The organism is Herbaspirillum rhizosphaerae (assembly GCF_001189965.1).
Lineage (GTDB): Bacteria > Pseudomonadota > Gammaproteobacteria > Burkholderiales > Burkholderiaceae_D > Herbaspirillum > Herbaspirillum rhizosphaerae.
Genome location: NZ_LFLU01000007.1, coordinates 150,869 through 172,619 on the forward strand (window position 1 = coordinate 150,869; position 21,751 = coordinate 172,619).

The 21,751-nt window shown below is 61.3% G+C and carries 19 protein-coding genes; 4 read left to right on the forward strand and 15 right to left on the reverse strand.

Translation table 11 applies throughout. From position 1 onward, the window contains the following. Positions 1-52 precede the first annotated feature (52 nt). Complete coding sequence (locus AKL25_RS12110; RefSeq protein ID WP_240475722.1) at positions 53-958, forward strand: LysR family transcriptional regulator; 906 nt, start codon at positions 53-55, stop codon at positions 956-958. A 37-nt stretch (positions 959-995) separates the two neighbouring features. Here AKL25_RS12110 and AKL25_RS12115 read toward each other — a convergent pair whose 3' ends face one another. From AKL25_RS12115 to AKL25_RS12135, 5 genes are all read right to left on the reverse strand, one after another. Beyond that, positions 996-2,300, reverse strand: coding sequence for an HD-GYP domain-containing protein (locus tag AKL25_RS12115; RefSeq protein ID WP_050477920.1), 1,305 nt, complete (start codon positions 2,298-2,300; stop codon positions 996-998). A 177-nt stretch (positions 2,301-2,477) separates the two neighbouring features. After that, complete coding sequence (locus tag AKL25_RS12120; protein ID WP_240475723.1) at positions 2,478-4,103, reverse strand: putative bifunctional diguanylate cyclase/phosphodiesterase; 1,626 nt, start codon at positions 4,101-4,103, stop codon at positions 2,478-2,480. Between the two features lie 183 nt (positions 4,104-4,286). Further along, positions 4,287-4,658: a response regulator transcription factor gene (locus AKL25_RS12125; protein ID WP_050477993.1), complete on the reverse strand. Its 372-nt coding sequence runs from the start codon at positions 4,656-4,658 to the stop codon at positions 4,287-4,289. Between the two features lie 265 nt (positions 4,659-4,923). Next, complete coding sequence (locus AKL25_RS12130) at positions 4,924-5,562, reverse strand: response regulator transcription factor (RefSeq protein ID WP_050477922.1); 639 nt, start codon at positions 5,560-5,562, stop codon at positions 4,924-4,926. Continuing rightward, positions 5,555-6,646 (reverse strand): sensor histidine kinase, encoded by a 1,092-nt coding sequence (locus tag AKL25_RS12135; protein WP_083444665.1) that lies wholly within the window; start codon positions 6,644-6,646, stop codon positions 5,555-5,557. The genes AKL25_RS12130 and AKL25_RS12135 overlap by 8 nt, the downstream gene beginning before the upstream one ends. Positions 6,647-7,010: 364 nt before the next feature. Between AKL25_RS12135 and AKL25_RS12140 the strand changes: the two genes are divergently transcribed. Then, on the forward strand, positions 7,011-8,609 hold the full coding sequence (locus AKL25_RS12140) for an aminotransferase-like domain-containing protein (RefSeq protein ID WP_083444666.1): 1,599 nt from the start codon (positions 7,011-7,013) through the stop codon (positions 8,607-8,609). On the opposite strand, the gene AKL25_RS12145 is transcribed toward AKL25_RS12140, so the two are convergent. The 7 genes from AKL25_RS12145 to AKL25_RS12180 all read right to left on the reverse strand — a co-directional run bounded on the left by AKL25_RS12145 (position 8,579) and on the right by AKL25_RS12180 (position 18,339). Next, complete coding sequence (locus AKL25_RS12145; RefSeq protein ID WP_050477924.1) at positions 8,579-11,332, reverse strand: bifunctional diguanylate cyclase/phosphodiesterase; 2,754 nt, start codon at positions 11,330-11,332, stop codon at positions 8,579-8,581. The two genes, AKL25_RS12140 and AKL25_RS12145, sit on opposite strands and share 31 nt — an antisense overlap. Before the next feature lie 25 nt (positions 11,333-11,357). Beyond that, entirely contained in the window at positions 11,358-13,016 is a 1,659-nt protein-coding gene (locus AKL25_RS12150) for a methyl-accepting chemotaxis protein (protein WP_083444667.1), read from the reverse strand. Between the two features lie 352 nt (positions 13,017-13,368). Further along, positions 13,369-14,022: a response regulator gene (locus AKL25_RS12155; protein WP_050477925.1), complete on the reverse strand. Its 654-nt coding sequence runs from the start codon at positions 14,020-14,022 to the stop codon at positions 13,369-13,371. A gap of 69 nt (positions 14,023-14,091) precedes the next feature. Next, positions 14,092-14,964 carry a sensor histidine kinase gene (locus tag AKL25_RS23740; protein ID WP_167541877.1) on the reverse strand — a complete coding sequence of 291 codons (873 nt, stop codon included), beginning with the start codon at positions 14,962-14,964 and terminating at the stop codon, positions 14,092-14,094. A 225-nt stretch (positions 14,965-15,189) separates the two neighbouring features. Further along, entirely contained in the window at positions 15,190-16,902 is a 1,713-nt protein-coding gene (locus AKL25_RS24765; RefSeq protein ID WP_083444669.1) for a methyl-accepting chemotaxis protein, read from the reverse strand. A gap of 151 nt (positions 16,903-17,053) precedes the next feature. Then, positions 17,054-17,635, reverse strand: a complete 582-nt coding sequence (locus tag AKL25_RS12175) for a TMEM175 family protein (protein ID WP_050477929.1) — start codon at positions 17,633-17,635, stop codon at positions 17,054-17,056. Next, positions 17,632-18,339, reverse strand: coding sequence for a YoaK family protein (locus tag AKL25_RS12180; protein ID WP_050477930.1), 708 nt, complete (start codon positions 18,337-18,339; stop codon positions 17,632-17,634). Before AKL25_RS12180 ends, AKL25_RS12175 begins: the two co-directional genes overlap by 4 nt. A gap of 385 nt (positions 18,340-18,724) precedes the next feature. Here AKL25_RS12180 and AKL25_RS12185 point away from each other — a divergent pair, with 385 nt between their 5' ends. After that, on the forward strand, positions 18,725-19,345 hold the full coding sequence (locus AKL25_RS12185) for a response regulator transcription factor (RefSeq protein WP_050477931.1): 621 nt from the start codon (positions 18,725-18,727) through the stop codon (positions 19,343-19,345). A gap of 55 nt (positions 19,346-19,400) precedes the next feature. After that, complete coding sequence (locus tag AKL25_RS12190) at positions 19,401-19,814, forward strand: hypothetical protein (RefSeq protein WP_050477932.1); 414 nt, start codon at positions 19,401-19,403, stop codon at positions 19,812-19,814. Positions 19,815-19,902: 88 nt separating this feature from the next. On the opposite strand, the gene AKL25_RS12195 is transcribed toward AKL25_RS12190, so the two are convergent. From AKL25_RS12195 to AKL25_RS12205, 3 genes are all read right to left on the reverse strand, one after another. After that, the gene (locus AKL25_RS12195) at positions 19,903-20,418 is read right to left on the reverse strand and encodes a Dps family protein (RefSeq protein ID WP_050477933.1); all 516 of its coding nucleotides are present in this window, start codon (positions 20,416-20,418) and stop codon (positions 19,903-19,905) included. 11 nt (positions 20,419-20,429) lie between these two features. Further along, positions 20,430-21,251 carry an alpha/beta fold hydrolase gene (locus tag AKL25_RS12200; protein WP_050477934.1) on the reverse strand — a complete coding sequence of 274 codons (822 nt, stop codon included), beginning with the start codon at positions 21,249-21,251 and terminating at the stop codon, positions 20,430-20,432. Positions 21,252-21,316: 65 nt separating this feature from the next. Continuing rightward, a complete protein-coding gene (locus tag AKL25_RS12205; protein WP_050477994.1) occupies positions 21,317-21,748 on the reverse strand; it encodes a DoxX family protein in 432 nt (143 codons plus the stop codon). Between the last annotated feature and the right edge of the window lie 3 nt (positions 21,749-21,751).

Below are 21,751 nucleotides of genomic sequence, written 5' to 3' on the forward strand. Positions count from 1 at the left end.
TAATGACGCTCACTAGTAACTAATAGTTTCGAATATGGACCGTCTTGCCAGCATGGATGTTTTCGTCAAAGCCGTCGATCTCGGCTCGTTTGCGGCCGCCGCGGATGCGCTCAGCCTGTCGGCGCCGATGGTCGGCAAGCACATTCGTTTTCTGGAAGAACGCCTGGGCGTGCGGCTGCTTAATCGCACCACGCGGCGCCAGAGCCTGACGGATTTCGGGCGGGCTTATTACGAACGCTGCAAACTGATCCTTGCGGAATCGGACGCCGCCGATAATCTCGCCGCCGATCATCTTGCGGAGCCGCGCGGCAAGTTGCGCGTCACGCTGCCGGTGCATTTCGGACGCCATTGCGCCATGCCGGTCCTGCTGGCATTTGCCCGGCGCTATCCGGCATTGGAACTGGATTTGTCGTTGAGCGACCGCTTTGCCGATCTGGCGGAAGACGGTTATGACCTGGCCATCCGCACCGGGCCGCTGGCCGACAACGCCGGCATGGTCGCGCGCCGCGTTGCCCGCCAACGCATGATCGTCTGTGCTGCACCGGCTTACCTCGATACCTACGGCAAACCGGCCACCATCGACGATCTGGCGCATCACCATGCAGTCGCTTATCGCCGCTCCGGCCCGGTGCCGCCGTGGCAGTTTCCTCATGCGGACGGATCGTCCATCGACATCGCGCCGCCGGCGCGGTTTCGCTTCGACGATCTGGCGGCGATTGCCGATGCGGTCAGTACCGGTGCTGGCCTGGGATGGCTGCCCTCATGGCTGGTGCGCGAGCGTCTTGAAGCGGGGATACTGGTGGAAGTCTTGCCGGAGCAATCCGGCTATCCCTACGATGTCTTTGCGCTCTGGCTGCAAACCCCGCATCTGCCGCTGAAGGTCAGGCTGGCGGTCGATGCATTGGTGCAAGAGCTGCCGCAGATCATGTCGGGCAAGCAAAGCGGCGACGCGTCGTGATGACGCGCGCCGCTTGTTTCTGGAACGGAATCAGAATTCAGGATTTGGGTTGCGAAGGCTGCGTCCACATCTTGTCCAGGCCGTTGTATTTCAGCCATTCTTCGCCGCCGCGCTGGCGGATGCGATCGGTCGCATCGGGGTCCGACAGATCGATCACTTCGGAGTCGATGATTTCGCCCTCGCTGTTGTAGCGGAACGCCTTCACCACCGGCTTGGTCAGCACCACCGAACTCTGGCGGATCACCAGGCCCAGACGGCCGGATTCCATCTTCAGCAAGGAGCCGATCGGATAAATGCCCAGCGTCTTGACGAACGCCGACATGATGGTCTTGTCGAAATGGCCGGTCCAGGTCGCCATGTTGGTGAGCGTTTCGGCGGGATCCCAGCCCTTTTTGTAAGGCCGTTCCGACGTCACCGCGTCGTAGACGTCGCAGACGGCGGTCATGCGCGCCAGCAGCGAAATCCCGGCGCCGCTCAAGCCGTGCGGATAACCGGTGCCGTCGACCTTTTCGTGATGGTGCATGCAGACGTCGGTCGCATAATCCGGGATATTGGAATTCTTGACCAGATGGTCGTGGCCCAGCACCGTATGACGCTTGACGACTTCGAACTCCGCCGGCGTCAGGCTGCTCGGCTTGTGCAAAATGTCCACCGGGATGAAGGCCTTGCCGACGTCATGCAGCAAACCCGCCAGCCCCGCCTCTTTACAGGCGGCTTCGTCCATTCCCAGGGTGCGGCCGAGCGCCACCATGAGGGTGCACACGGCGACCGAATGCATATAAGTGTAATCGTCGGCGATCTTCAGGCGCACGATGCTGGTCAGTGCGCTGCTGTCGCGCAAGATCGATGCCGTGACCTGATCGACCAGATGCTGGCAGCGATCCATGTCGATGACGCGGCCCAGACGCACGTCGGCGAACATGGCCTTGGCGGTGTCCTTGGCGCTTTCGCACAACAGGCGCGCCTGTTCGACTTCCGCAAAGAAAGGATCGGCGGCGGTGGCAATCGTCACCGTGACCGTAGGCTGGTCTTTCCTGTCTTCGGCGATCGACAGCACAGGCAGCGCCGGCGCCTGGTCGGCGGGGCTTGCTTCGGTCTCTTCTGCGAGCGCTTCGACCTCTTCCAGCTCGTCTTCCGCAGTCTCTTCAGGGACGTCCTTGCCCTGGTCGATATCGATCCAGCAATCCGCAATGCCGCTCGCCCGCGCCTGCTGCAGATGCGCCACGTCTTTCAGGAGGAAACGATTTCTCCAAAAAGGATGGTCGATCCAGGACGCTTCGAAGCCACAGAAGTACATTCCCAATTCGAGTTGTTCGACTTTTATTTTTTTCAGGCGGCTCATGTTTCTGCAATTAGTCAGGCTATCAGCCGAATTATCGCGTTATTTTCGGCTCACACCAAAATATTATTGCAAATATGAAAGCCGCTGCCTGATCTTTATTGCCGCACTTGCAACTTCCCGACGATAACGCGCCTGCTTATCGGGGCCGGTGCCCCGCAAGCCTGACCAGTCGCTGACTCAGGCGGTCCGATACTGGTAAGGATATTGGCTCTGCACGAACGGCAGCACCTGCTCGCCTGCCAGCGGGCGGCTGTAGTAGTAGCCCTGGATTTCATCGCAGGACAGCCGTTTGAGCCATTCGCGCTGGTCGATGGTTTCCACGCCTTCGGCGATGACGTTGATGCCCAGGGTGTGACCAAGGCCGATCACCGCTTCAACGATGGCGGAGTCTTGCGAATGCGGTTTCAGCTGGCGCACGAAAGACTGGTCGATCTTGAGTTTGTCGATGGGGAAACGCTTCAGGTACGACAGGCTGGAGTAACCGGTGCCGAAATCGTCGATCGACAGCTTCAAGCCCAACGCACGCAGCCGATGCAGCAGCGCGATGGCATGTTCGGTTTGCTCCATCACGGCGCCTTCGGTGATTTCCAGTTCCAGCGTGGCGGGATCGATCTGCGTCTGCTGCAACAGCCGTTCGATCTTGCGCAGGAAATCGGGATGCAAAAACTGGCGCGGCGAGATGTTCACTGCGATGACGAAGTCCTTGCCGGTCTGCGCGCGCAACGCCAATATCTTTGCGCAGGCGCGCTCCAGCACCCAGTCGCCGATGGCGATCACCAGGCCGGACTCTTCTGCAATCGGAATGAATTCTGCGGGCGGCACCAGCTTGTCGCCGCGGCGCCAGCGCACCAGCGCTTCGAAACCGATCAGCTCGGCATCGCGCAGGCGCTGCTGCGGCTGGAAGTGCAGTTCAAGTTCATCGCGTTGCAACGCGTGAATCAGTTGCGCTTCCAGATCCACCCGGCGTTCGGTTTCGGTATTGAGTTCTTCTGAATAAGCGACCAGCAGGTTGCCGCCGGCGGCGCGCGCCGATTGCAGCGCGGCGTCGGCGTTGCGCAGCAAGACCGCCGGTTCGGTGCCATGCCGCGGATATTCGACAGCGCCCAGGCTCAGGCTGGAAAACACTTCATGCGCACGACAGACGAACGGCGAGTTCATGTCCGCCTGCAAGGCCTTCAGCGCCGCGCCGAATGCCGGCGAATGCGCCGCATGGCGATACAGGATCACGAAATTGGCGCCGTCGAGGCGGAACACTTCGCCCTCATGCGCTGCGGCGACGGCGGTGAGGCGATTGGCGATGTCCATGGTCATCTGATCGGCAAACTCATGGCCGTAGGCGCCGATGACGCGCTCAAAGCGGTCGATACTGCCCAGCACCACCGCATGCGTGCGGCCGCGCAGACGGCGCAGGCGACGCTCCAGCGCGCGGCGATGGCCGAGCCCTGTCAGCGGATCGTGGGCCGCCTGATGCGCCAGGGCGTCTTCGGAGCGAAAGCGCGCCCAGATGTGATACATCATGAACAGCGCCGTCAGCAGCGCCAGCATGTTGAACCAGTGCACCAGATGGGCGATGCGATTGATGTTGCCGTCGACCAGGCCGCCTTCGCGCAGCAACTCATTGACGTCGTGCATGTTCTGCGAGGAAAGCTCCCACTGCACCAGCGGCGCTGCTGCGCTGCGGATGTTTTCTACCGTGCTTTGCATCACCAGCGACAGGCCTATCCCCGAACCGATCACCAGCAACAGCAAGGCATAGATGGGCCAGCGCGCATGCTTGCCGATGCGCTGTCTAACGTCGTCCATGAATCCGGGCGCAAAGCGCGACGCCAGCGTGGGCGGCATCAAGTTGACAATGCGAGCAACGAAGGAATCCGGCTTGGGACGAACAACTGCCGATGTCGCCCGAGATGCGCTCTTCGCAGCCGGCTTGAAGGATTGCAGTAAAAGGTTTTCCATATTTCCCCCGTTGTGATTCGTCGTATCGGTTTATGGCGCCGCCAGCGCCTGCTCGATGCACCGTACCATTTCATTGCCGTTGAACGGCTTGCTCATAAAATGTATGGCGCCGGCAGCCAGCGCACGTTCACGGGCGGCGGGCGACGGATAGGCGGTCACGACAATGACCGGAATCGCGCGCTGCTCTTTCCTGAGAAATTCCAGCAATTCGACGCCGCTCATGCCCGGCATCTGCACATCGGTGACAATGCAATCCACTTGTTCGTAACCGGCCCTGGCGACAAAATCGTCTGCAGATAAAAAGCCGATCGCTTCCATGCCGAGAGAGCGCACCAGGCCCGTCAATGCGTCCCGCACCGATCCGTCATCGTCCACTACTGCAATCCTGCTGATTTTTGTCACTGTGCGTCCTTGTTGCGTCTTTGCCGACCTGGCCGCCTGCAACAACAGCGCAGGCAGTGTTTATCAATCCATGGATGCAGAGTAACAAACATGAGGCCGCGAAATAACCATACGATGGTATGAGTGGACGGCAGGGGCAACCGGGACCGGAAGAAAGAGACGGCCCGCAAAAGCAGGCCGAAAAAGGAAAAAAAGAATTGTGAAAATCAGGAAGACACGGCCGCCAAGCCGGACATTTGCACCGCCGTGCGCCTCCGTGCAACCGTCAGGACGACGGCGGCTCCAGCGCCTGCACCATCCGTACCAGATCGGCAAAGGACTTGGCCTGCATTTTCTTCATGGCGTTGCCGCGATGGATCTTGACCGTGATCTCGCTGGTGCCGAGCTGGCCGGCGATCTGCTTGTTGAGCAAGCCGCTGGCCGCCAGCTTCATGACTTCCGATTCGCGCGGCGTCAGGCTGGCGTAGCGCGCCGCCAGTCCTGAACTGGCCTGGCGCGACTCGCGCGATTTGCGATCCTTGTCCAGCGCCACGCCGACGGCGTCCAGCAAGTCTTGCTCGCGAAACGGCTTGGTGAGGAAATCGATCGCCCCCGCCTTCATCGCCCGCACGCTCATCGGAATGTCGCCGTGCCCGGTCATGAGGATGACCGGCATGGTGCTGCCGGACTTGAGCAGCTCCGCCTGAAAATCCAGCCCGCTGATGCCTTGCAGGCGTACATCCAGCAACAGGCAACTGGGCGCATCGAGCGCCGCCCGCTGCAGAAAGGCCGCTGCCGAGGCATAGGCCTGCACCTGCATGCCCACCGAGCGCAGTAAACTGCCCAAGGCGCCGCGCAGGGCTTCGTCGTCGTCGACGATATAGATCATCGGCGCCGGTTGCTTGCTTGCGATCGGATCAGCCATGGATGACGCCCTCGGCGATGACCGGCAAATGGAAAGAAATCGCCGCGCCGCGCAGCGCGTTGTTTTGCGCCTGGATACGTCCGCCATGCGCTTCGATGATGGAGCGGCAAATCGGCAAGCCCATCCCCATGCCATCCTTTTTGGTGGTAAAGAACGCCTCGAACAAGCGGCCGATATGCGCAACGGGGAAACCCGGGCCGGTGTCGGACACCGTCAGCGCCACGCACTCCCCCTCTTCCGTCCGGCACAACGATGAGGTCACGCTCAGCGAGCGATCTTTGCTGTGCGCTTCGGTCATGGCCTGGATGCCGTTCATCAGCAAATTGATCACCACCTGCTGCAATTGCACGCGGTCGGCACGCACCGGCGGCAAATCGTCTTGCAGCTCAAGGCTCAGCTGAACGCCCGTACGCGCCAGCTCGCGCTGCACCAGATCGCAGCTCTCACGCGCCACTTCGCTGAGATTCAGGGCAACATAAGACGGTTCTGCCTTGCGCGCCATGGCGCGGATGCGGCGAATGATTTCACTGGCGCGGTGCGCATCGCGCAGCATGCCGTCGACCGCCATGCGCGCTTCCTCCAGATCCGGTTGCGGACGATTGAGCCAGCGCAAGCAGGCTTCGCCGTGCGTGGCGATCGCCGCCAGCGGCTGATTCACCTCGTGCGCGATGGAGGCGGCCAGCTCGCCCAGCGTGGTCACGCGGCTGGTATGCGCCAGCTGCGTCTGCGCCTGATGCAGGGCTTCTTCGCGCTGGATCAGGGCATTCGCCGCGGCCTGTCCCTTGAGCGCCAGGAAAGCGGTAATGGCGATGGCGGCCAGGCTCACCAGACAGCGCGCCAGTGCGGCGTCGTAGATGGCCAGGCCGTGCGAGGTCGCGTAAGCGACCACGGTCAGCACGATGCACAAGGACGTCATCGCCACCACGCCGCGGCGCGGCCATGCGGCGACCGACAGCAGCACCACCACCACGTACAACACGGCGATGGCGATATCCAGCGGCGTCAACGCATCGATTGCAAATATCGTCACGGTCAGAATGCCGGCGGTAATCGGCAGCAACGGTGATCGAGCGGAAATGAACATGCCAGCCCCTGTTATTGATGTTCTGTTTGTTGTTTTCAGATCTGCTTCTGCGTGCGAGTATAAGCGCGGATGAATTGTAAGAGAATGCGTATTACACTAAAGTATAAGTAGACGGCGCCGGGCGGCGCACGCCTGCCACGGGGGAAGCGAACGGCGTCGGCATACCGCGTCTCGCAACATCGTCTGGGGAAACCGGCCGGGTCTGCGCCGGCTTTCCCCTCCCCCGCTTCGAGCAAAGCGGCGCATCGCGCCGGCATCATTTCTTCGCAGAAATTACCGTTCATACCCACGTATGATTGGCGAAACACAGTCGGCGGCATAGCATAAAAAACAGCTGGTGCACCTGCGCCGGAGGGAGAACACGATGACGCTCTACGAAACACTTGCCGACACCATCAGTCAGCAAATCGAACAAGGCCTCATGCGCGAAGGCGAGAAAATTCCGTCCGTCCGGCGCACCAGCCAGTTGCACCAGCTCAGCATTTCCACCGTCATCCGCGCCTTCCTGTTGCTGGAGAGCCGCGGCATCATCGAGAGCCGTCCGCAATCGGGCTACTTCGTCCGCCAGCGCAGCAAGGAAGTTCCTCCGCGCCAGGATGGCGATAGGCAGGACGCGTCGCCATTGAACGTCAGCGGCGAACCGCCGGTCACCGCCGCCATGCCGCCCTACGCGCTGGCCCTGTCCAACCTGCGCTCGATCAACTGCAAGAACTCCCTGCCGCTGGGTTCCCCCTACCCCGATCCGTCCTTGTTTCCCTGGGCCAGGATCAGCCAGCTGGCGCGCGGCCTGTATCGCCGCCGCGAGCGCCAGGAACTCATGGGCGCATTGCCGCCCGGCAACCAGGAACTGATCCGCCAGATCGCGCGTCGCCATCTGGAAACCGGCCTGGCGATCAGCGCGTCGGAAATCATCATCACCGAAGGCGCCACCGAAGCCATCAATCTCTGCCTGCAAGCCATCGCCAAACCAGGCGACGCCATCGCGGTGGAATCGCCCACCTATTACGCCGTGCTGCACGCCATCGAACGCAGAGGGATGCTGGCGGTGCCGATTGCGACCGACCCGGAAGCCGGCATCGACGTCAATGCGCTGGAAAGCGCCATCACCGCCTCGACCGAGCGCCGCATCGTGGGCTGCATCGTGATGCCCAACTTTCAGAATCCGCTCGGCTTCAACATGCCGGAACGGCGTAAAAAAGCATTGGTCGAGATGATGACGCGGCATGGATTGCCGATCATTGAAAACGACGTCTACGGCGAACTGCATTTCGGCGAGCAGCGGCCCAAGTCGCTCAAAGCCTTCGACACGCAGGGACTGGTGTTGTACTGCGGCTCGTTCTCGAAAAGCCTGACCGCCGAATACCGTATCGGCTGGGCGCTGACCGGACGCTACCGTCAGGAAATCGAGCATCTGAAGTTCCTCAATACCGTGACCACGCCGTCCCTGCCGCAAATCGCCATCGCCGAATACCTGAAAAACGAGGGCTACGATTTTCATCTGCGCCGCCTGCGCAAGACCTATGCGCAGCAAGTCCGCATCATGACTGCGGCGGTAAAGCGCTTCTTCCCTGCAGGCACGACCACCTCCCGGCCCGCCGGCGGCTATCTGCTGTGGATCGTGCTGCCGGCCCATGTCAATGCATTGGAACTGTATTCGCTCGCACAGGCGCGCGACATCAGCATCGCTCCCGGCCCGATGTTTTCTCTCGACGGCGGCTTCACCAACTGCCTGCGCCTGAACTACAGCTTCACCTGGGACCAGGCCATGGAAACGGCGGTGCGCACGCTCGGCGAGATTGCGAAAGAACTGAGCGAAAAAGAGCCGGTCATCGAATCGGCCGAAGCACATCGGGCCCGCTTCATCGAGGCGAAAAAAGCCGCAGACGCCGCCACTCGCAATGCCACGCTGCCGGCTCCTCACGTTCAGCCGCCTCAGGCGATCGGACTCACCAAGGCCAGCTGATGTATGCGGCCGCCGGTCTGGGCCGTTCCTTCCGACGCGATGAACCAGCTTCCCAGCTCCGCAATGGGTCCCGGCTTGGCGAACAGGTATCCTTGAAAACTGCCGCATCCTATCTTCCTCAATGCCGCCCATTGCTCCGCGGTTTCAACGCCTTCCGCCACCACTTGCAGCCCCATGCTTTGCGCCAGGCTGACGATAGTCCTGACGATCGATGACGCATGCGGCGTCAGCAGCATGTCCTGCACGAAAGACTTGTCGATCTTCAACTGATCGATCGGCAGTTTTTTCAGATAGCTCAGCGAAGAGTAGCCGGTGCCGAAATCGTCGAGAGAGAAACCGACGCCGTGCGTCTTGAGCATGCTCATCTTGTCGATCAGGTCTTCAATATCGGTCAGCAGCATGCTCTCGGTCAGCTCCAGTTTCAGGCGTCGCGGGTTGGCGCCGGTGCGCTCGATGATCTGCAGGATGCGCTGGGTGAATTCCGGCTGGCGGAACTGCCGCGCGCTGACGTTGACCGCAATCGTCAGATGCTCGGTTTCATAGCTCTTCGACCAGTGCACCAGTTGTTCGCAGGCGGCTTCCAGCGCCCATTCGCCGAACTCGACGATGATGCCGGACTTCTCGGCCTGGCTGATGAAGGTGCCGGGAAACACCAGCCCGCGCAGCGGATGGCGCCAGCGCATCAGCGCTTCGACGCCGCTCAGCCGGCCTTCGGCATCGACGATGGGCTGGTAGTGCAGCAACAATTCGCGACGCGTCAGCGCATGGCGCAAATCGCTTTCCAGCATGGCGATCTCGTCGAGCGCCTCTTGCATGCCGGGATTGAAAAAACGGAAGGTATTGCGGCCGGCCGCCTTGGCTTCGTACATCGCCATGTCGGCCTGGCGCAGCAGATCGTTGACGGTATGCAACCCGGAGCCGAACATCACCACGCCGATGCTGGGCGTGCTGCGCAGTTCGTAGCCGCCCAGCGAATAGCCCGCATTGAGCGCCGAGAGCACCTTGCGGCAGACGAACTCGGCATTGTTGGCGGCCTCTTCCGGCGTCGCGCCCAGATCGTCCAGCAAGATCACGAACTCGTCGCCGCCCAGCCGCGCCACGGTGTCGGCTTCGCGCGTCACCTGCTTCAGCCGCAAGGCGACGATGCCCAGCAACTGATCGCCCATGTCGTGTCCCATGGTGTCGTTGAGCGATTTGAAATTGTCGAGGTCGACGAAGATCACGGCGCCGTGATAGCCGCCGCGACCGCTCTTGGCCACCGCATGTCCCAGCCTGTCCAGCAGCAAGCGGCGGTTAGGCAGATTGGTCAGCCCGTCGTAGAAGGCCAGGTGCGCAATGTCCGCCTCGGCCTTCTTGCGCGCGCTGATGTCCATGCGCGTGCCGACCATGCGCAGAGGACGCCCTTGCTGGTCGCGCTGCACCACCCGGCCGCGGCACTGGATCCAGACCCAGTGGCCGTCGCGATGCTGCATCTGGTACTCGGCCTCAAAGGAATTGGAACTGTCGATCAGGTGCAACCGCAAGGCCTCGTCCAAAGCTTCACGGTGTTCCGGATTGACCTGCTTGCGCCACTCGCCGGAGCCATTGTGCTGCTTCTCCGCGGTGTAGCCGAGGATGGCGTTGCTGCGCGCGTCGACGGTGCGGCAGTCGCTGGGGATGTGCCAGTCCCACAGGCCGAGGTTGGCGCTGCTCAGGGCCAGCTCCATGCGTTCCGCCGCTTCCGCCTGGCGCTCTTCCTGGATGCGCTTGAGGCTGTGCACCATGCCGCGGCGGCGCTGGATGAAAGCCAGCACCAGCGCGCCTATCAAAGCAAAGATGCTCCACCCCGCCAGGTAGGACAGGGCCAGGTCGTGCCAGCCTGCATGCAGCCGGTCGAGGTTACGCGTCAGGCTGATGACCAGGGTCTTGTCCAGTCCCATGTCGCCCGGCGTGACGGTGCGTTGCACCACCATGCGCTTTTCGCCGTTTGCGGTACGCCCGGTCAACACGCTGGTGCTGCCGCCGCTGCGCAGATGGCGCGCCAGGAAGTCGTCGTCATTGCCTGTCTGCGAACGCATCTCGGTCAGGTTGGCCGGCACGAACAGGATCCGGCGGCCGTCTTCTTCGGTGATGGCGCTGTTCATGTCTTCCGCATACAGCGCGGAACGCATCACGGCGTCGAAATATTCAGGATTGAGAATAGCGCTGATGACCCCGGCGTTGCGCCCCTCCGCATCCAGCAGCGGCACCGACAGCTTGATGTTGAACACGCCCGGCGTGTTTTCGTAAGGTTGCGACAGATACATCAGGTTGCGCGAATACATGCGCGAGATCTGCGACAGGAAATCACGATCGTCGAGATGGCGGTCCCCCATGTCGTCCGCCGACATGCGGATCTTGCCGTCGGCATTGATCACCACCATGGCGCGCACGCCCGGCATGGCGCGCTTGAGCGACTGCAGCAACAGCTGCTGGCACGCGGCGTCGCAATGCTCGGGATGGCCGATGGCGTCGCGCGCACTGTCCAGCGCATTGCGCACACCCTGAAACTGATGCGACAGGTTCTCCTCGATGATGCGCGTCTGCATCTGCATGCGCGAGGTTTCGGAAGCAGTAATGAGCCGTCGTTCGGACCAAACGAAGTTGGCAATCAGCAGCGCGGCGAAGACCAGCACGGCAACAAATGCGCCCCACTCCAGAACGGTGCGATTGAAACCCACATGATCGAACAGATGTTTACGCATGACGCCTCCAAGGCCTGATCTCGGCTCAGGCAAAACTTTCCGGCAACAACCGCGACGCCGGCGGCGCGGATTGTGTCGACAATTGCGCCGGCGACCGGATCGGCAAGGCAACAGGGAGCGGTCCAGACAGACCGGCAACCTGGGCCAGCTTGAAGCGGCCGGCAACGTGCTCCAGTTGCATCGCTTGTTCGCTCAACGCCGCAGCGGCAGCCGCAGCCTGCTCCACCAGTGCCGCGTTCTGCTGCGTGACCTGATCCATTTCCGATACGGCGTGATTGATCTGGTCGATGCCCGAACTCTGTTCGTTGCTCGCCAGCGCGATGTCGGCCATGGTCTGGCTGATGCCGCGCACCTGCACGACCACGTTTTCGATGGTGCGCCCGGCGTCTTCCACCTGGCGGCCGCCGGCCTCGACCTGCTGTATGGATTCATCGATGAGCGCCTTGATTTCATGCGATGCCGTGGCGGCGCGCTGCGCCAGGCTCCTGACCTCGGTGGCGACGACCGCGAAACCGCGTCCCGATTCGCCGGCGCGGGCGGCTTCCACCGCCGCATTGAGCGCCAGGATATTGGTCTGGAAGGCGATGCCGTCGATGATGGCCGTGATGTTGACCACTTGCCTGGATGTCTTGTCGATGGCCGCCATCGTCTCGATGACGCGGCCGACCGCCAGGCCGCCTTCATGCGCAGCATTGGCGGCGGAGCTGACCAGTTGGCTGACCTCGCGCGCATGGTCTGCGTTCTGATGCACGGCGCCGGTCAGTTGCTCCAGCGACGAAGCCGTTTCTTCCAGCGAACTGGCCTGCGCTTCGGTGCGCGCCGACAGGTCCATATTGCCGCGTGCGATTTCCTGCGAGGCCTGCAGGATGGCGTGCGCACCTTGCGCCACCTGCGCAATGATGTCGCCCAGCCCGGCATTCATGTCCTTCAGCGCCAGCAGCATCTGCCCGGTCTCGTCGCGGCTGGTCACCGTGATCTGCTGGCGCAGGTCTCCCTCGGCGACCGTGCGCGCAAAGACGACGGCGCGCGCCAGCGGCCGGGTGATGCTGCGGCTGATCCGCCACGCCAGCAGCGTCGCCAGCACCAGCGTTGCCGCACCCAGCGCAATCATGACCAGCCTGGCTGAATTGATGATGCGCTGGGACTCGCGCCGGCTCTTCTCCACGACATCGCGCTGATGCTCGACCATCACCTTGATCTCTGTCTGCAAGGCATCAAGCAGAGGCATCGTCTGTTGATGCACCAGCGAGGAGGCGGCGTCATCGTCGCCGGCATCCAGCAATTTCGACACCTCTAGATAGGACGTCGCGTACTTCTGCCGCGCCTGCTTGACGGCATCGAGATATTTTTTCCCATCGTCGGACATCACCAGCCTGTCCAGCGTGTCCACGGCCTTCAGCGACGCCGCAATGTTGCCCGTTATTTCTTCCTTGATCTTTGCGATTCCCGCTTTGTCGGTCGTGATGAACAAAGACAGAATGCGTCCCATGTTGGAGCGCGTCATGGCATCGATCGTCTGTATGGCGTCGAGCTTGGCCCAGTCCTCCTCCATCACCTGGTCCTGGATTGCAGAAATCCTCTGGACCTGCAACAGGCTGATCACGATCAGCGTCGCCATCATGAGAAGCACAAAGGCGAACGCCATGCCGAGTCGTACACGAATGGAAAAATTGCCTGGCTTCATCTGAATCTCCTGTGGGACGCGCACGCCGGAAACAGACGAGCGATGCGACGTCCATGCTTCCGGTTGAATTGTCAGGATCAAGTCTAGAAGCAAGACGCGATGCGATGGACATACAAACCGTCGCACGAACAGGGAGTACAGTTAGGCAGGAATGAGAACGCCTTGCGATCAAGGCGCTACCCTCGCAATTCCTTACCCGAAAAGGGTTTCAATGAAACTGTGCACTTCAAAAATGAAGACGGAAAGAGTACAGATGCGCGGCACCTGAGGTCGGCCGGCGATAGAGAACATGCACGCGGTACTCCCGTCTGCTATGTACAGACAAGCAGCCGGGCACGTTTCAGGCATCTGTTCAGTGCAAGGTAATCAGCGCGCGCTTGAGACCGTTCACTACCGCGCCGGTGCGCGTGGCGGCCGACATTTTGAACAGGATGTTATTGACGTGAAACTTCACGGTGCCTTCCGTGACCAGCGCCAACCGGGCGATTTCCTTGTTGCTCTTGCCCTCCGACAGCCACTGCAAGATCTCCAGTTCGCGTTCCGACAGCGCATCATGGTCGACGCGCGCGGCCAGCTTGCCGGCCATGTAGGGACTGACGTATTTATTCCCGTGCGTCACCGTGAGTATGCATTCCGCGATCTGGGACGCCGGCGCATCCTTGAGCAGGTAGCCGCGCGCACCCGCTTTCAATCCGCGAAAGACGTCTTCTTCACCGTCGAGCGAAGTCAGTATCACCACATGCGCTTTGGGAGCGATGGCGCGGATGCGGCGGATCGCTTCCATGCCGTCCATCTCGGGCATGTTCAGGTCCATCAGCACCAGGTCCGGGCGCAGCAGTTCGAATTTTTCCACCGCGACGCGGCCGTTCTCCGCTTCCCCGGCCAGCAGAAAGAGCGGCTCGTCCTCGATGATCTGGCGCAGGCCGAGACGGATCATCGGATGATCGTCGACCAGCAGGATGGAAATCGGCTCAGAAGAAGTTGCATTCGAAATGACGTTCGTCATGATGGCTCCGATCGGAAATGGCTATCTGGTGGAAATGAAAAATGCAATGCAACAGTTCAGTACAGCAGTTCAATGCGCGACAAGCGCATGGGGAAATTGCAGCCGTACGGTCACGCCGGCGGATCCGGTGCCGACCACATCCAGACTCCCGCAGAGCAATGCGGCGCGTTCTTGCATGCCGGTCAGGCCGAAGGAAGGCAGCTTGTCGCGCGTGGATTTCCCCGCCTGAAATCCGCCGCCGTTGTCGGCGATGGAGATCGTCACCACGCCGTTCATCTGATGCACCGTGCAGATGATGCGATCCGGCGAGCCGTGCTTGAGCGCGTTGGCAACGGCCTCGCCGGCAATGTGCAAGACTTCGTGCAACAACTCTCGTTTCATCGGCAGCATCAGCCCGGCGCCGGCATCGAATTCAAGCGTCACGCCGCTGTACTGCAGGGCGCGCACCAGACGCACATGCAAGGCCGTGCACAGGTCCCTCAACTCCTGTCTGTTGCGGGGCTGCGAACTTGCCTGCGTTGCGGCCGATTGGCGCAGCTCGCCGACGCGCCGGCGCATTCTGGCGACGGTGTCTTCCGTGATCAGGATGGCGCGCTCCAGATGCTGGTCCGGCATCGCCTGCGATTGCCCCTGCTCTTGCAATGCCTGCTGCAATGCCCGCTGCGCCGCGCGCAACTGCATCAGGGTCGCGGTGACGTCCTGCAAAAATCCGTCGTGCAGATCGCGCGCCAGCTTCAGTCTTTCCTGCGCTGCGCCGTCTCGTTCAGCACCGTCTGCCGGTAATGCCTGCCCGGCAGATGAGCGTTCGAACAGCTGCGCGAAGACCAGCGCAGCATCGAAACCTGGTCCCGCATCCGGAGAACCAGCAACCGGGCGACCGGACGAATGCTCCTGTGGTGCCGCAACAAGGCGAACAAGGCGGGAATGAGGTGCGGTATCCATGACATCAATGCTCCTGTTTTCTGTTCTTGAATTGTCTTGAACACATCTTAGTCGCGGCGCCATCGCAATTCCATGCCACTTTGGATTGATCCTCCTATACCAAGGTATAGATATGACGCTGTCGCAGCGAGAAAGCATGAGCAATCGCGGCACAAATGAAAAAGGACGCCGCTGCGGCGTCCTTCTCTGCCTGTTCCGCGCCATGCCGGCGCAGGAACGGACGGGTCAATAGATATCGACAGCGTGCATCCCCAGCGCCGGTCTGCGCGCACGTACCGACATGCCCGGCCTGGCCTTCTTCGCAGCGGGCACCACGACCACCTGTTGTTCCGCAACAATGGTTTCGGCCTCGAATTCGTCGAGCTTGAAGAAACCGACCGCAAGGTTCAGCGTCTCGGCTTGCGTACGCAAGGCGTTGGCCGCCACCGTGGCTTCTTCCACCAAGGCGGCGTTCTGCTGGGTCGCCAGGTCAATGCGCGCAATCGCCCGATTGACCTCGGCGATGCCGGCGCTTTGCTCGACGCTGGCGGCGCTGATCTCGCCGACCACATCGGTCACGTGGCGCACGCTGCCGACCACCTCGTTCATGGTGAGGCCGGCGCGCTTGACCAGTTCGCTGCCCAGTTCCACCTTCGCCACCGAGTCGTCGATGAGCGATTTGATTTCCTTGGCGGCGGCCGAGCTGCGCTGCGCCAGGGTTCTCACTTCGGTGGCGACCACCGCGAAGCCGCGGCCCAACTCCCCGGCGCGCGCCGCTTCCACTGCGGCATTCAGGGCCAGGATATTGGTCTGGAAGGCAATGCCGTCGATCACGCCGATGATGTCGACGATCTTGCGCGAGGACTCGTCGATGGAGTTCATGGTCTGCACCACCTCTTCGACAAGGGCGCCGCCGTCGGCCGCGATGGTCGAGGCGTTCAGCGCCAGGCGATTGGCTTCACCGGCGCTGTCGGCATTGCTTTTGACGGTGGCGGTCAGTTGTTCCATGGTGGACGCCGTCACCTGCAAGGAGCCGGCCTGGTTCTCGGTACGTTCGGACAGATCCAGATTGCCTTGCACGATTTGCCGGCTGGTGACGGCAACCTGTTCCGAGGTGCGGCGCACTTCGGCCACGGTCGCTTTCAGATTGCGGCTCATGCCGGCCAGCGCGCCCATGATGCTGGCCTGCGCGTGCGTTGTGCCCGGCACCTCGGCCTGGTGATAAAGTTCGCCGCGGTCGACCGCACGCGCCAGCGCCGTCACTTCCCACGGCTCGGCGCCGACGATGCGTTTGACACGGCGCACGACCAGCATCGCCACCACCGATCCGATGCCGATGGCGATCAGGCACAACAACACCATGAAGGCTTCAAAGCCGGCGGCGCGGCGTCTGGCCTGGTCGGACTCGACCTGGTTCTTGTGCTCTTCGGCGGCGACGAAGTTATTGATGGCTTGCAGCCAGTTGATGAACTCAGGTTTGACGCGGCTCAGCAAGAATTCGCGCGCCTGGTCGGCCTGGCCGGCCTGACGCATGGCGACCGCCTGCATCACCAGCGGCATGGCGCGCCCTTCGACGGCGTCGATGGCCGAAAACAACTTTTGCTCGCCGGCGTCGGCATGCCTGCTGTCGCTGACCTCCCGCGCCAACGCCGCCTGCGATTCGCGATACTGAGCGTCCAGGCGCGTGACGGCGCTCAACGCATCGGACAATCCGGCCTGATCGACCAGCGTCATGTCGCGCAGGGCGATGGCGCGTTCATGGATGCTGCTGCGCATGGCGACGGCGTAGTTTTGCTTGACCGAGTTGATGTCATTGATGGTGCGCAGGTGGTTTTCGATCGCGTTGACTTCGACGATGCTCAGGACGGTCAGCCCGATCATCAGCAGGAACACCAGCGAAAAGCCGATGCCCAGGCGCGCTCCTATAGTTATTTCCCGACGTTTTGCAGTAGTTTTCATCATGCCTCCGGAAGGTGTCTGTCCAATCAAACTTGCTGAGGACAGAATGAGGCATCCGGATCTGTAAAACACTAGTCGAAAGGTGAGGCGCAATGCGGCTGATCGGCAGGCAAATACTTGCTGCAAATCAGCAGATCGAAGGAAAAACAGATCAAGGCTGACGAGAAGGCGCACTTTCAAACCGGTGGTCGGGAATGAACCAGAGCGCGGCCAGCACGACATAGATCACCGTACCGGAGAGAGGACTCCAGACCGACAAGGGAATCGCCAACCCATACAGCACAATCGAGGCGCAGTTTTTCAAGCCTTTGCCGGCGGTTTTCGCCAGCCGCGAATCGCTGCCTTCGCTGGCGATCAAGGCCCGTCGCAGCAACAGGAACGCCACCGAGCACATCAGCAGCACCGCACCGTAGGAAGCCACCGGCACCGGGTCGCGGTGATGCTCGGCGACCCAGTTGGTGACGAAGGGGATCAGCGACAGCCAGAACAGCAGATGCAGGTTGGCCCAGAGAATGCGGCCGTTGACCCGGCTGACCGGTTGCAGCAGGTGATGATGGTTGACCCAGTAGATGCCGACATAGGTAAAGCTGAGCACGTAGCTCAGCAGTTGCGGCACCAGCTTGAGCAGATCCGCCAGGCCGGCGCCATGCGGCATTTGCAGGCCCAGCACCATGATCGTGATGGCAATGGCGATCACGCCATCGCTGAATGCTTCGAGTCGCGCTTTGTTCATGGGGCGACAGCATCGTCGGAAACTCGTCCGGCGTCAATCCTGTCGAGCACGATCAGGCCCGACAGAATCAGGATGGGTGCGAGCAAGGCGATGAAACCGTAACCGCGATAGGCAAACGCTGCGGCGATGGCGCCGATGCCGAACGCCAGAATGGTCCAGAAAAATTTCATGCAACGCGCCGCCGTGCCGCTGTCGGCAACGCCGCGCAGCACATCGATGCTGTCGATGACGATCTGCGTGACGTTGCCGGTCATCATGGAAGTCGGGGCCAGCTGGGTCAGCAGCAAACGACTGATCGCGCTGTGCACGCCCATGGCCGCCGTGCCCAATAATCCCGCCGTCATCGCATACGGCGAGACTGCCGCGCCGACCGGCGCCGCCAGCATGCCGAACACCATGAAGCCGGCCAGCAGCAGCAATTGCAAGGACAAGGCCAGCGCCAGCGCCGGTCCGCCGCGCCGTTCTATCGCAACAATGAACAGACGCGCCCCCGCCACGCCGGCAATGAACGCGGGAAACGCCAGGAACTTGAGCAGGATGGACATCTGCGAGGCATCCGCCAGCGCCGCGCCGATGAGGATGAAGTTGCCCGTCACGTGCGCAGTGAACAAACCGAACAAGGCAACGAAGCCGAGCGTATCCACATAGCCGGCAAGGAAGGCGAGACCGGTCGCTTGCTGCAGATTGCGTCGAGGGGTAGTCATGTGGCGAGTCTCCTGTGCAGCGGCACGACCGACAGGACCGGCGTGGCTGTTGTGATGGGAATGAAATGGCGAAGAAGAGCTTCATAACATAGCAGCTGCCGGTCGCTTCGATAATTATCCGAACAGATAGTTGTCGGTCCGGCATCCCTGTCTTTGCAGCGATTGTCAGGGTTTCCTGACAGCCAGCTTGCAAAGCCTACGCCGGCGCGTTTTGTACAAAAAAAAGCAGATTCGTACAATAAAAAAAGATGACGGATGAACATCATGGCGTTTGTTTATCTCGTATTGCTTCTTGCACTTGCCGGCAATGCGCGTTAATGTTTCTCCCGTAAAAATCAATGCACACCCCGTGCTCGTGGTGCAACAACTGTGACAGGAATACACCATGGAAAAAATTGTTTTTGTCGTCGATGACGATGACAAGGTCAGAGATTCCTTAGTCCGCCTGCTGTCGTCCGCCGGCTATGCCGCGACGGGGTTCGCCTCGGCCGGATTGTTCTTCGGCACGCCGCTTCCCGCCTCGCCGTGTTGCCTGATCCTGGACATGAAGATGCCGGGGTCGAGCGGATTTGACGTGGTCAAAAAGCTGGAAGAAAAAGGCGACGCCATCCCGGTGATTTTCATTTCCGGCTACGGCACCATCCCGGACACCGTGCAGGCCATGAAAGCCGGCGCCAGGGAATTCTTCACCAAGCCTGTCCATAGCGACCAGTTGCTCAACGCGGTGGAAGAGGCGCTGAGCGCCGCCGAAAAAAATATCGCCTCGCGCACCGAACACGCGGCCTCGACCATGCGTCTTGAAAAACTGACGCCGCGCGAGCGCGAGGTCCTTGAACTGGCCATCGGCGGCCTGCTCAACAAGCAGATCGCCACCGAACTCGGCATCAGCGAAATCACCGCCAAGGTGCACAAACGCCGGGTCATGGATAAAATGGAGGCGAAGACGCTGGCCGACCTCGTACGGGCGGCGGAGCGGCTGCACATCTCCAGGGCCAGAAGCCGCTGAAGGATTGCCAGGCTTGCTTGCGGCAACGTCCAACATACATTTCCAGAAAGATCGCATGAACGTCACCGACGACACCCGCAACCGTTCGCAACTTGAGCAGCTCGCCAGGGAACTGCGCAAGATGCACAAGCAGCTGATCGATCATCAGTCGAAGAACTTTGGCGATGTCGGCAATCCTTTCGAACATCTCCAGCTGGTGACGATGCATCCCGATTTCGCGTGGTTGCGCATCCTGTCCGAATTCATGGTGGCGCTGGATGAGCGGCTGGACGACAAGGAGCCGATTGACGATGCCTCGGTGACAGCCTTCAGGCAGGCAGTGGAAGGCCTGATCGGCCCGGCGGAAGCGAGTCAGCCGGAATTCAGGCAGAAGTATCTGGCGGCATTGCACGACTCGCCCGATACCACCATGGTCCACGGCGGACTGCGTCTGGCGTTGGGACGGCTGGCGCGTCCGGCCGCGTCATAACTCTGCGCCCTCCCGAATCGGCAATCGCCGATAAAAAAAGCGCGCCTGCAACAGGCGCGCTTTTTTTCCTCAAGACCAGACTTGTGCTTCAGCTGTGCCGTCCTGATTCGAACAGGAACCACGCGCGCTGCTCCGCCTCGTCTATCCAGTTCTCCAGCAGGCTCGCCGTCGCCACGTCGCCATGCTCATCGCAGACGCCGTGCGTGGCGCGCATATAACTGACCAGTCGCATGTTGTCCTGGTGCAGCTCGGCCAGCATGTCGGCGGGAGTGACGTAGTCGCTGTCGTTATCGGACAGGCGCTGCAGGTCGCAGATCTGTCCGGTTGAGCGCAAGGTCGTGCCGCCGATCTTGCGCACGCGTTCCGCCACAGGATCGGTGATCGCCAGTATCTGATCGGCCTGATCGTCCAGCAGCAGATGGTAGTCGCGGAAGTACGGACCGGACATATGCCAGTGAAAGTTCTTGGTCTTCATGTACAAGGCGAAGATATCCGCCAGCAGGATGTTCAGCCCGCCGGAGATATCCTTCGTTGCCTCTGCAGACAAGGCGCTGGGTGTAGCCAGCGGCGCCATGCGTCGTTTTTCTGCATCTTTCTTGTCCATGTCTGTTCCGATCAGGCTTGCAGGAAGCCGAGCAGGTCAAGGTTCAGCTGATCCTTGTGGGTAAAGCACAGCGCATGCGGCGCGCCCGGATACACCTTCAGTTGCGAACCCGGCACTGCTGCTGCAGCGAGCTTGCCTGTTGCTTCCAGCGGCACGACCTGGTCGTCGTCGCCGTGGATCACCAGCGTCGGCAAGGTGAATTTCTTCATGTCTTCGCGGAAGTCGGTTTCGGAAAACGCGGTGACGCAGTCGATGGTGCCCTTGAGCGATGCCAGCAGTGCGATGTTCAGCGTCTGCGCCAGGACGCCGGCCGAGACCTTGCTGTCGGGACGGTTGGTGCCGTAGAACACCGCGCTGAAATCGCTGAGGAACTGTGCGCGGTCGGCGCGCAGGCCGTCCTTGATGCCGTCGAACACTTCCTTGGGCACGCCTTCCGGATGATTGTCGGTCTTGATGAAGATCGGCGTGACGGCGCCGACCAGCACCGCCTTGGACAGCCGCTTGACGCCGTGGCGACCGATATAGCGCGCCACATCGCCGCCGCCCATGGAGAAGCCGACCAGCACGGCTTCCTTCAGGTCCAGCGCTTCGATCAGTTCCGCCAGGTCATCGGCAAAGGTGTCGTAGTTGTAGCCGTCCCACGGCTGACTCGAACGGCCGAAACCGCGGCGGTCGTAGGCAATCACGCGATAGCCTTTTTCGGCCAGGAAATTCATCTGGTATTCCCACATGTCGGCGTCCAGCGGCCAACCATGGCTGAAGATCACCGGCTGTCCCTTGCCCCAGTCCTTGAAGTAGATTTCCGTGCCGTCGCGCGTGGTAATTGTAGCCATGGTGTTGCTCCTGTAAAGAATTGCGATAGTGCCCGGTGCCGGGCGCGATAAAAATATGCCGGCGTTCAGCTTGCCTTGATGCTTGCGCCGGACGACAGCAGACGCCAGCGACCGGGGCCGCACAGCGCGATGGAAATGAAGATCACCAGCAGCAGCCAGCCGAACTGCCCGTCCGCGATGCTCCAGTCCGGATGCACCGCCAGCATGGCGATCAACAGCACGCCGATGATGGGCAGGCAGGCCAGGCGCGTGAACAGGCCGGCGGCTATCAGGATCGGGCAGACGAATTCCGCCAGGATGGCGGCCCACAGACTGAGCTGAGGCCCGAAGCCGAACGGGTCTTCGATCTTGGTCAGCTCGCTGCCGTAATGCAGGATCTTGGGCAAGCCGTGCACGTAGAACAGCATGAAGCTGCCGGCCACGCGCAGGAACAGCAAACCCAGATCGATCTGCGGAAGGAACAGGAGGGACTGCAGGAGAGATTTGTTTTTAGTCATGAT

Coding starts and splice junctions, on each gene's coding strand:
- AKL25_RS12135 (WP_083444665.1), bottom strand. CDS start 6,646: ATGTTCATTTCCGCTCGATCACCGTTGCTGCCGATTACCGCCGGCATT.
- AKL25_RS12195 (WP_050477933.1), bottom strand. CDS start 20,418: ATGGACAAGAAAGATGCAGAAAAACGACGCATGGCGCCGCTGGCTACA.
- AKL25_RS12185 (WP_050477931.1), top strand. CDS start 18,725: ATGGAAAAAATTGTTTTTGTCGTCGATGACGATGACAAGGTCAGAGAT.
- AKL25_RS24765 (WP_083444669.1), bottom strand. CDS start 16,902: ATGAAAACTACTGCAAAACGTCGGGAAATAACTATAGGAGCGCGCCTG.
- AKL25_RS12205 (WP_050477994.1), bottom strand. CDS start 21,748: ATGACTAAAAACAAATCTCTCCTGCAGTCCCTCCTGTTCCTTCCGCAG.
- AKL25_RS12130 (WP_050477922.1), bottom strand. CDS start 5,562: ATGGCTGATCCGATCGCAAGCAAGCAACCGGCGCCGATGATCTATATC.
- AKL25_RS12110 (WP_240475722.1), top strand. CDS start 53: ATGGATGTTTTCGTCAAAGCCGTCGATCTCGGCTCGTTTGCGGCCGCC.
- AKL25_RS12175 (WP_050477929.1), bottom strand. CDS start 17,635: ATGAACAAAGCGCGACTCGAAGCATTCAGCGATGGCGTGATCGCCATT.
- AKL25_RS12200 (WP_050477934.1), bottom strand. CDS start 21,251: ATGGCTACAATTACCACGCGCGACGGCACGGAAATCTACTTCAAGGAC.
- AKL25_RS12145 (WP_050477924.1), bottom strand. CDS start 11,332: ATGCGTAAACATCTGTTCGATCATGTGGGTTTCAATCGCACCGTTCTG.
- AKL25_RS23740 (WP_167541877.1), bottom strand. CDS start 14,964: ATGGATACCGCACCTCATTCCCGCCTTGTTCGCCTTGTTGCGGCACCA.
- AKL25_RS12115 (WP_050477920.1), bottom strand. CDS start 2,300: ATGAGCCGCCTGAAAAAAATAAAAGTCGAACAACTCGAATTGGGAATG.
- AKL25_RS12150 (WP_083444667.1), bottom strand. CDS start 13,016: ATGAAGCCAGGCAATTTTTCCATTCGTGTACGACTCGGCATGGCGTTC.
- AKL25_RS12140 (WP_083444666.1), top strand. CDS start 7,011: ATGACGCTCTACGAAACACTTGCCGACACCATCAGTCAGCAAATCGAA.
- AKL25_RS12190 (WP_050477932.1), top strand. CDS start 19,401: ATGAACGTCACCGACGACACCCGCAACCGTTCGCAACTTGAGCAGCTC.
- AKL25_RS12120 (WP_240475723.1), bottom strand. CDS start 4,103: ATGGACGACGTTAGACAGCGCATCGGCAAGCATGCGCGCTGGCCCATC.
- AKL25_RS12155 (WP_050477925.1), bottom strand. CDS start 14,022: ATGACGAACGTCATTTCGAATGCAACTTCTTCTGAGCCGATTTCCATC.
- AKL25_RS12180 (WP_050477930.1), bottom strand. CDS start 18,339: ATGACTACCCCTCGACGCAATCTGCAGCAAGCGACCGGTCTCGCCTTC.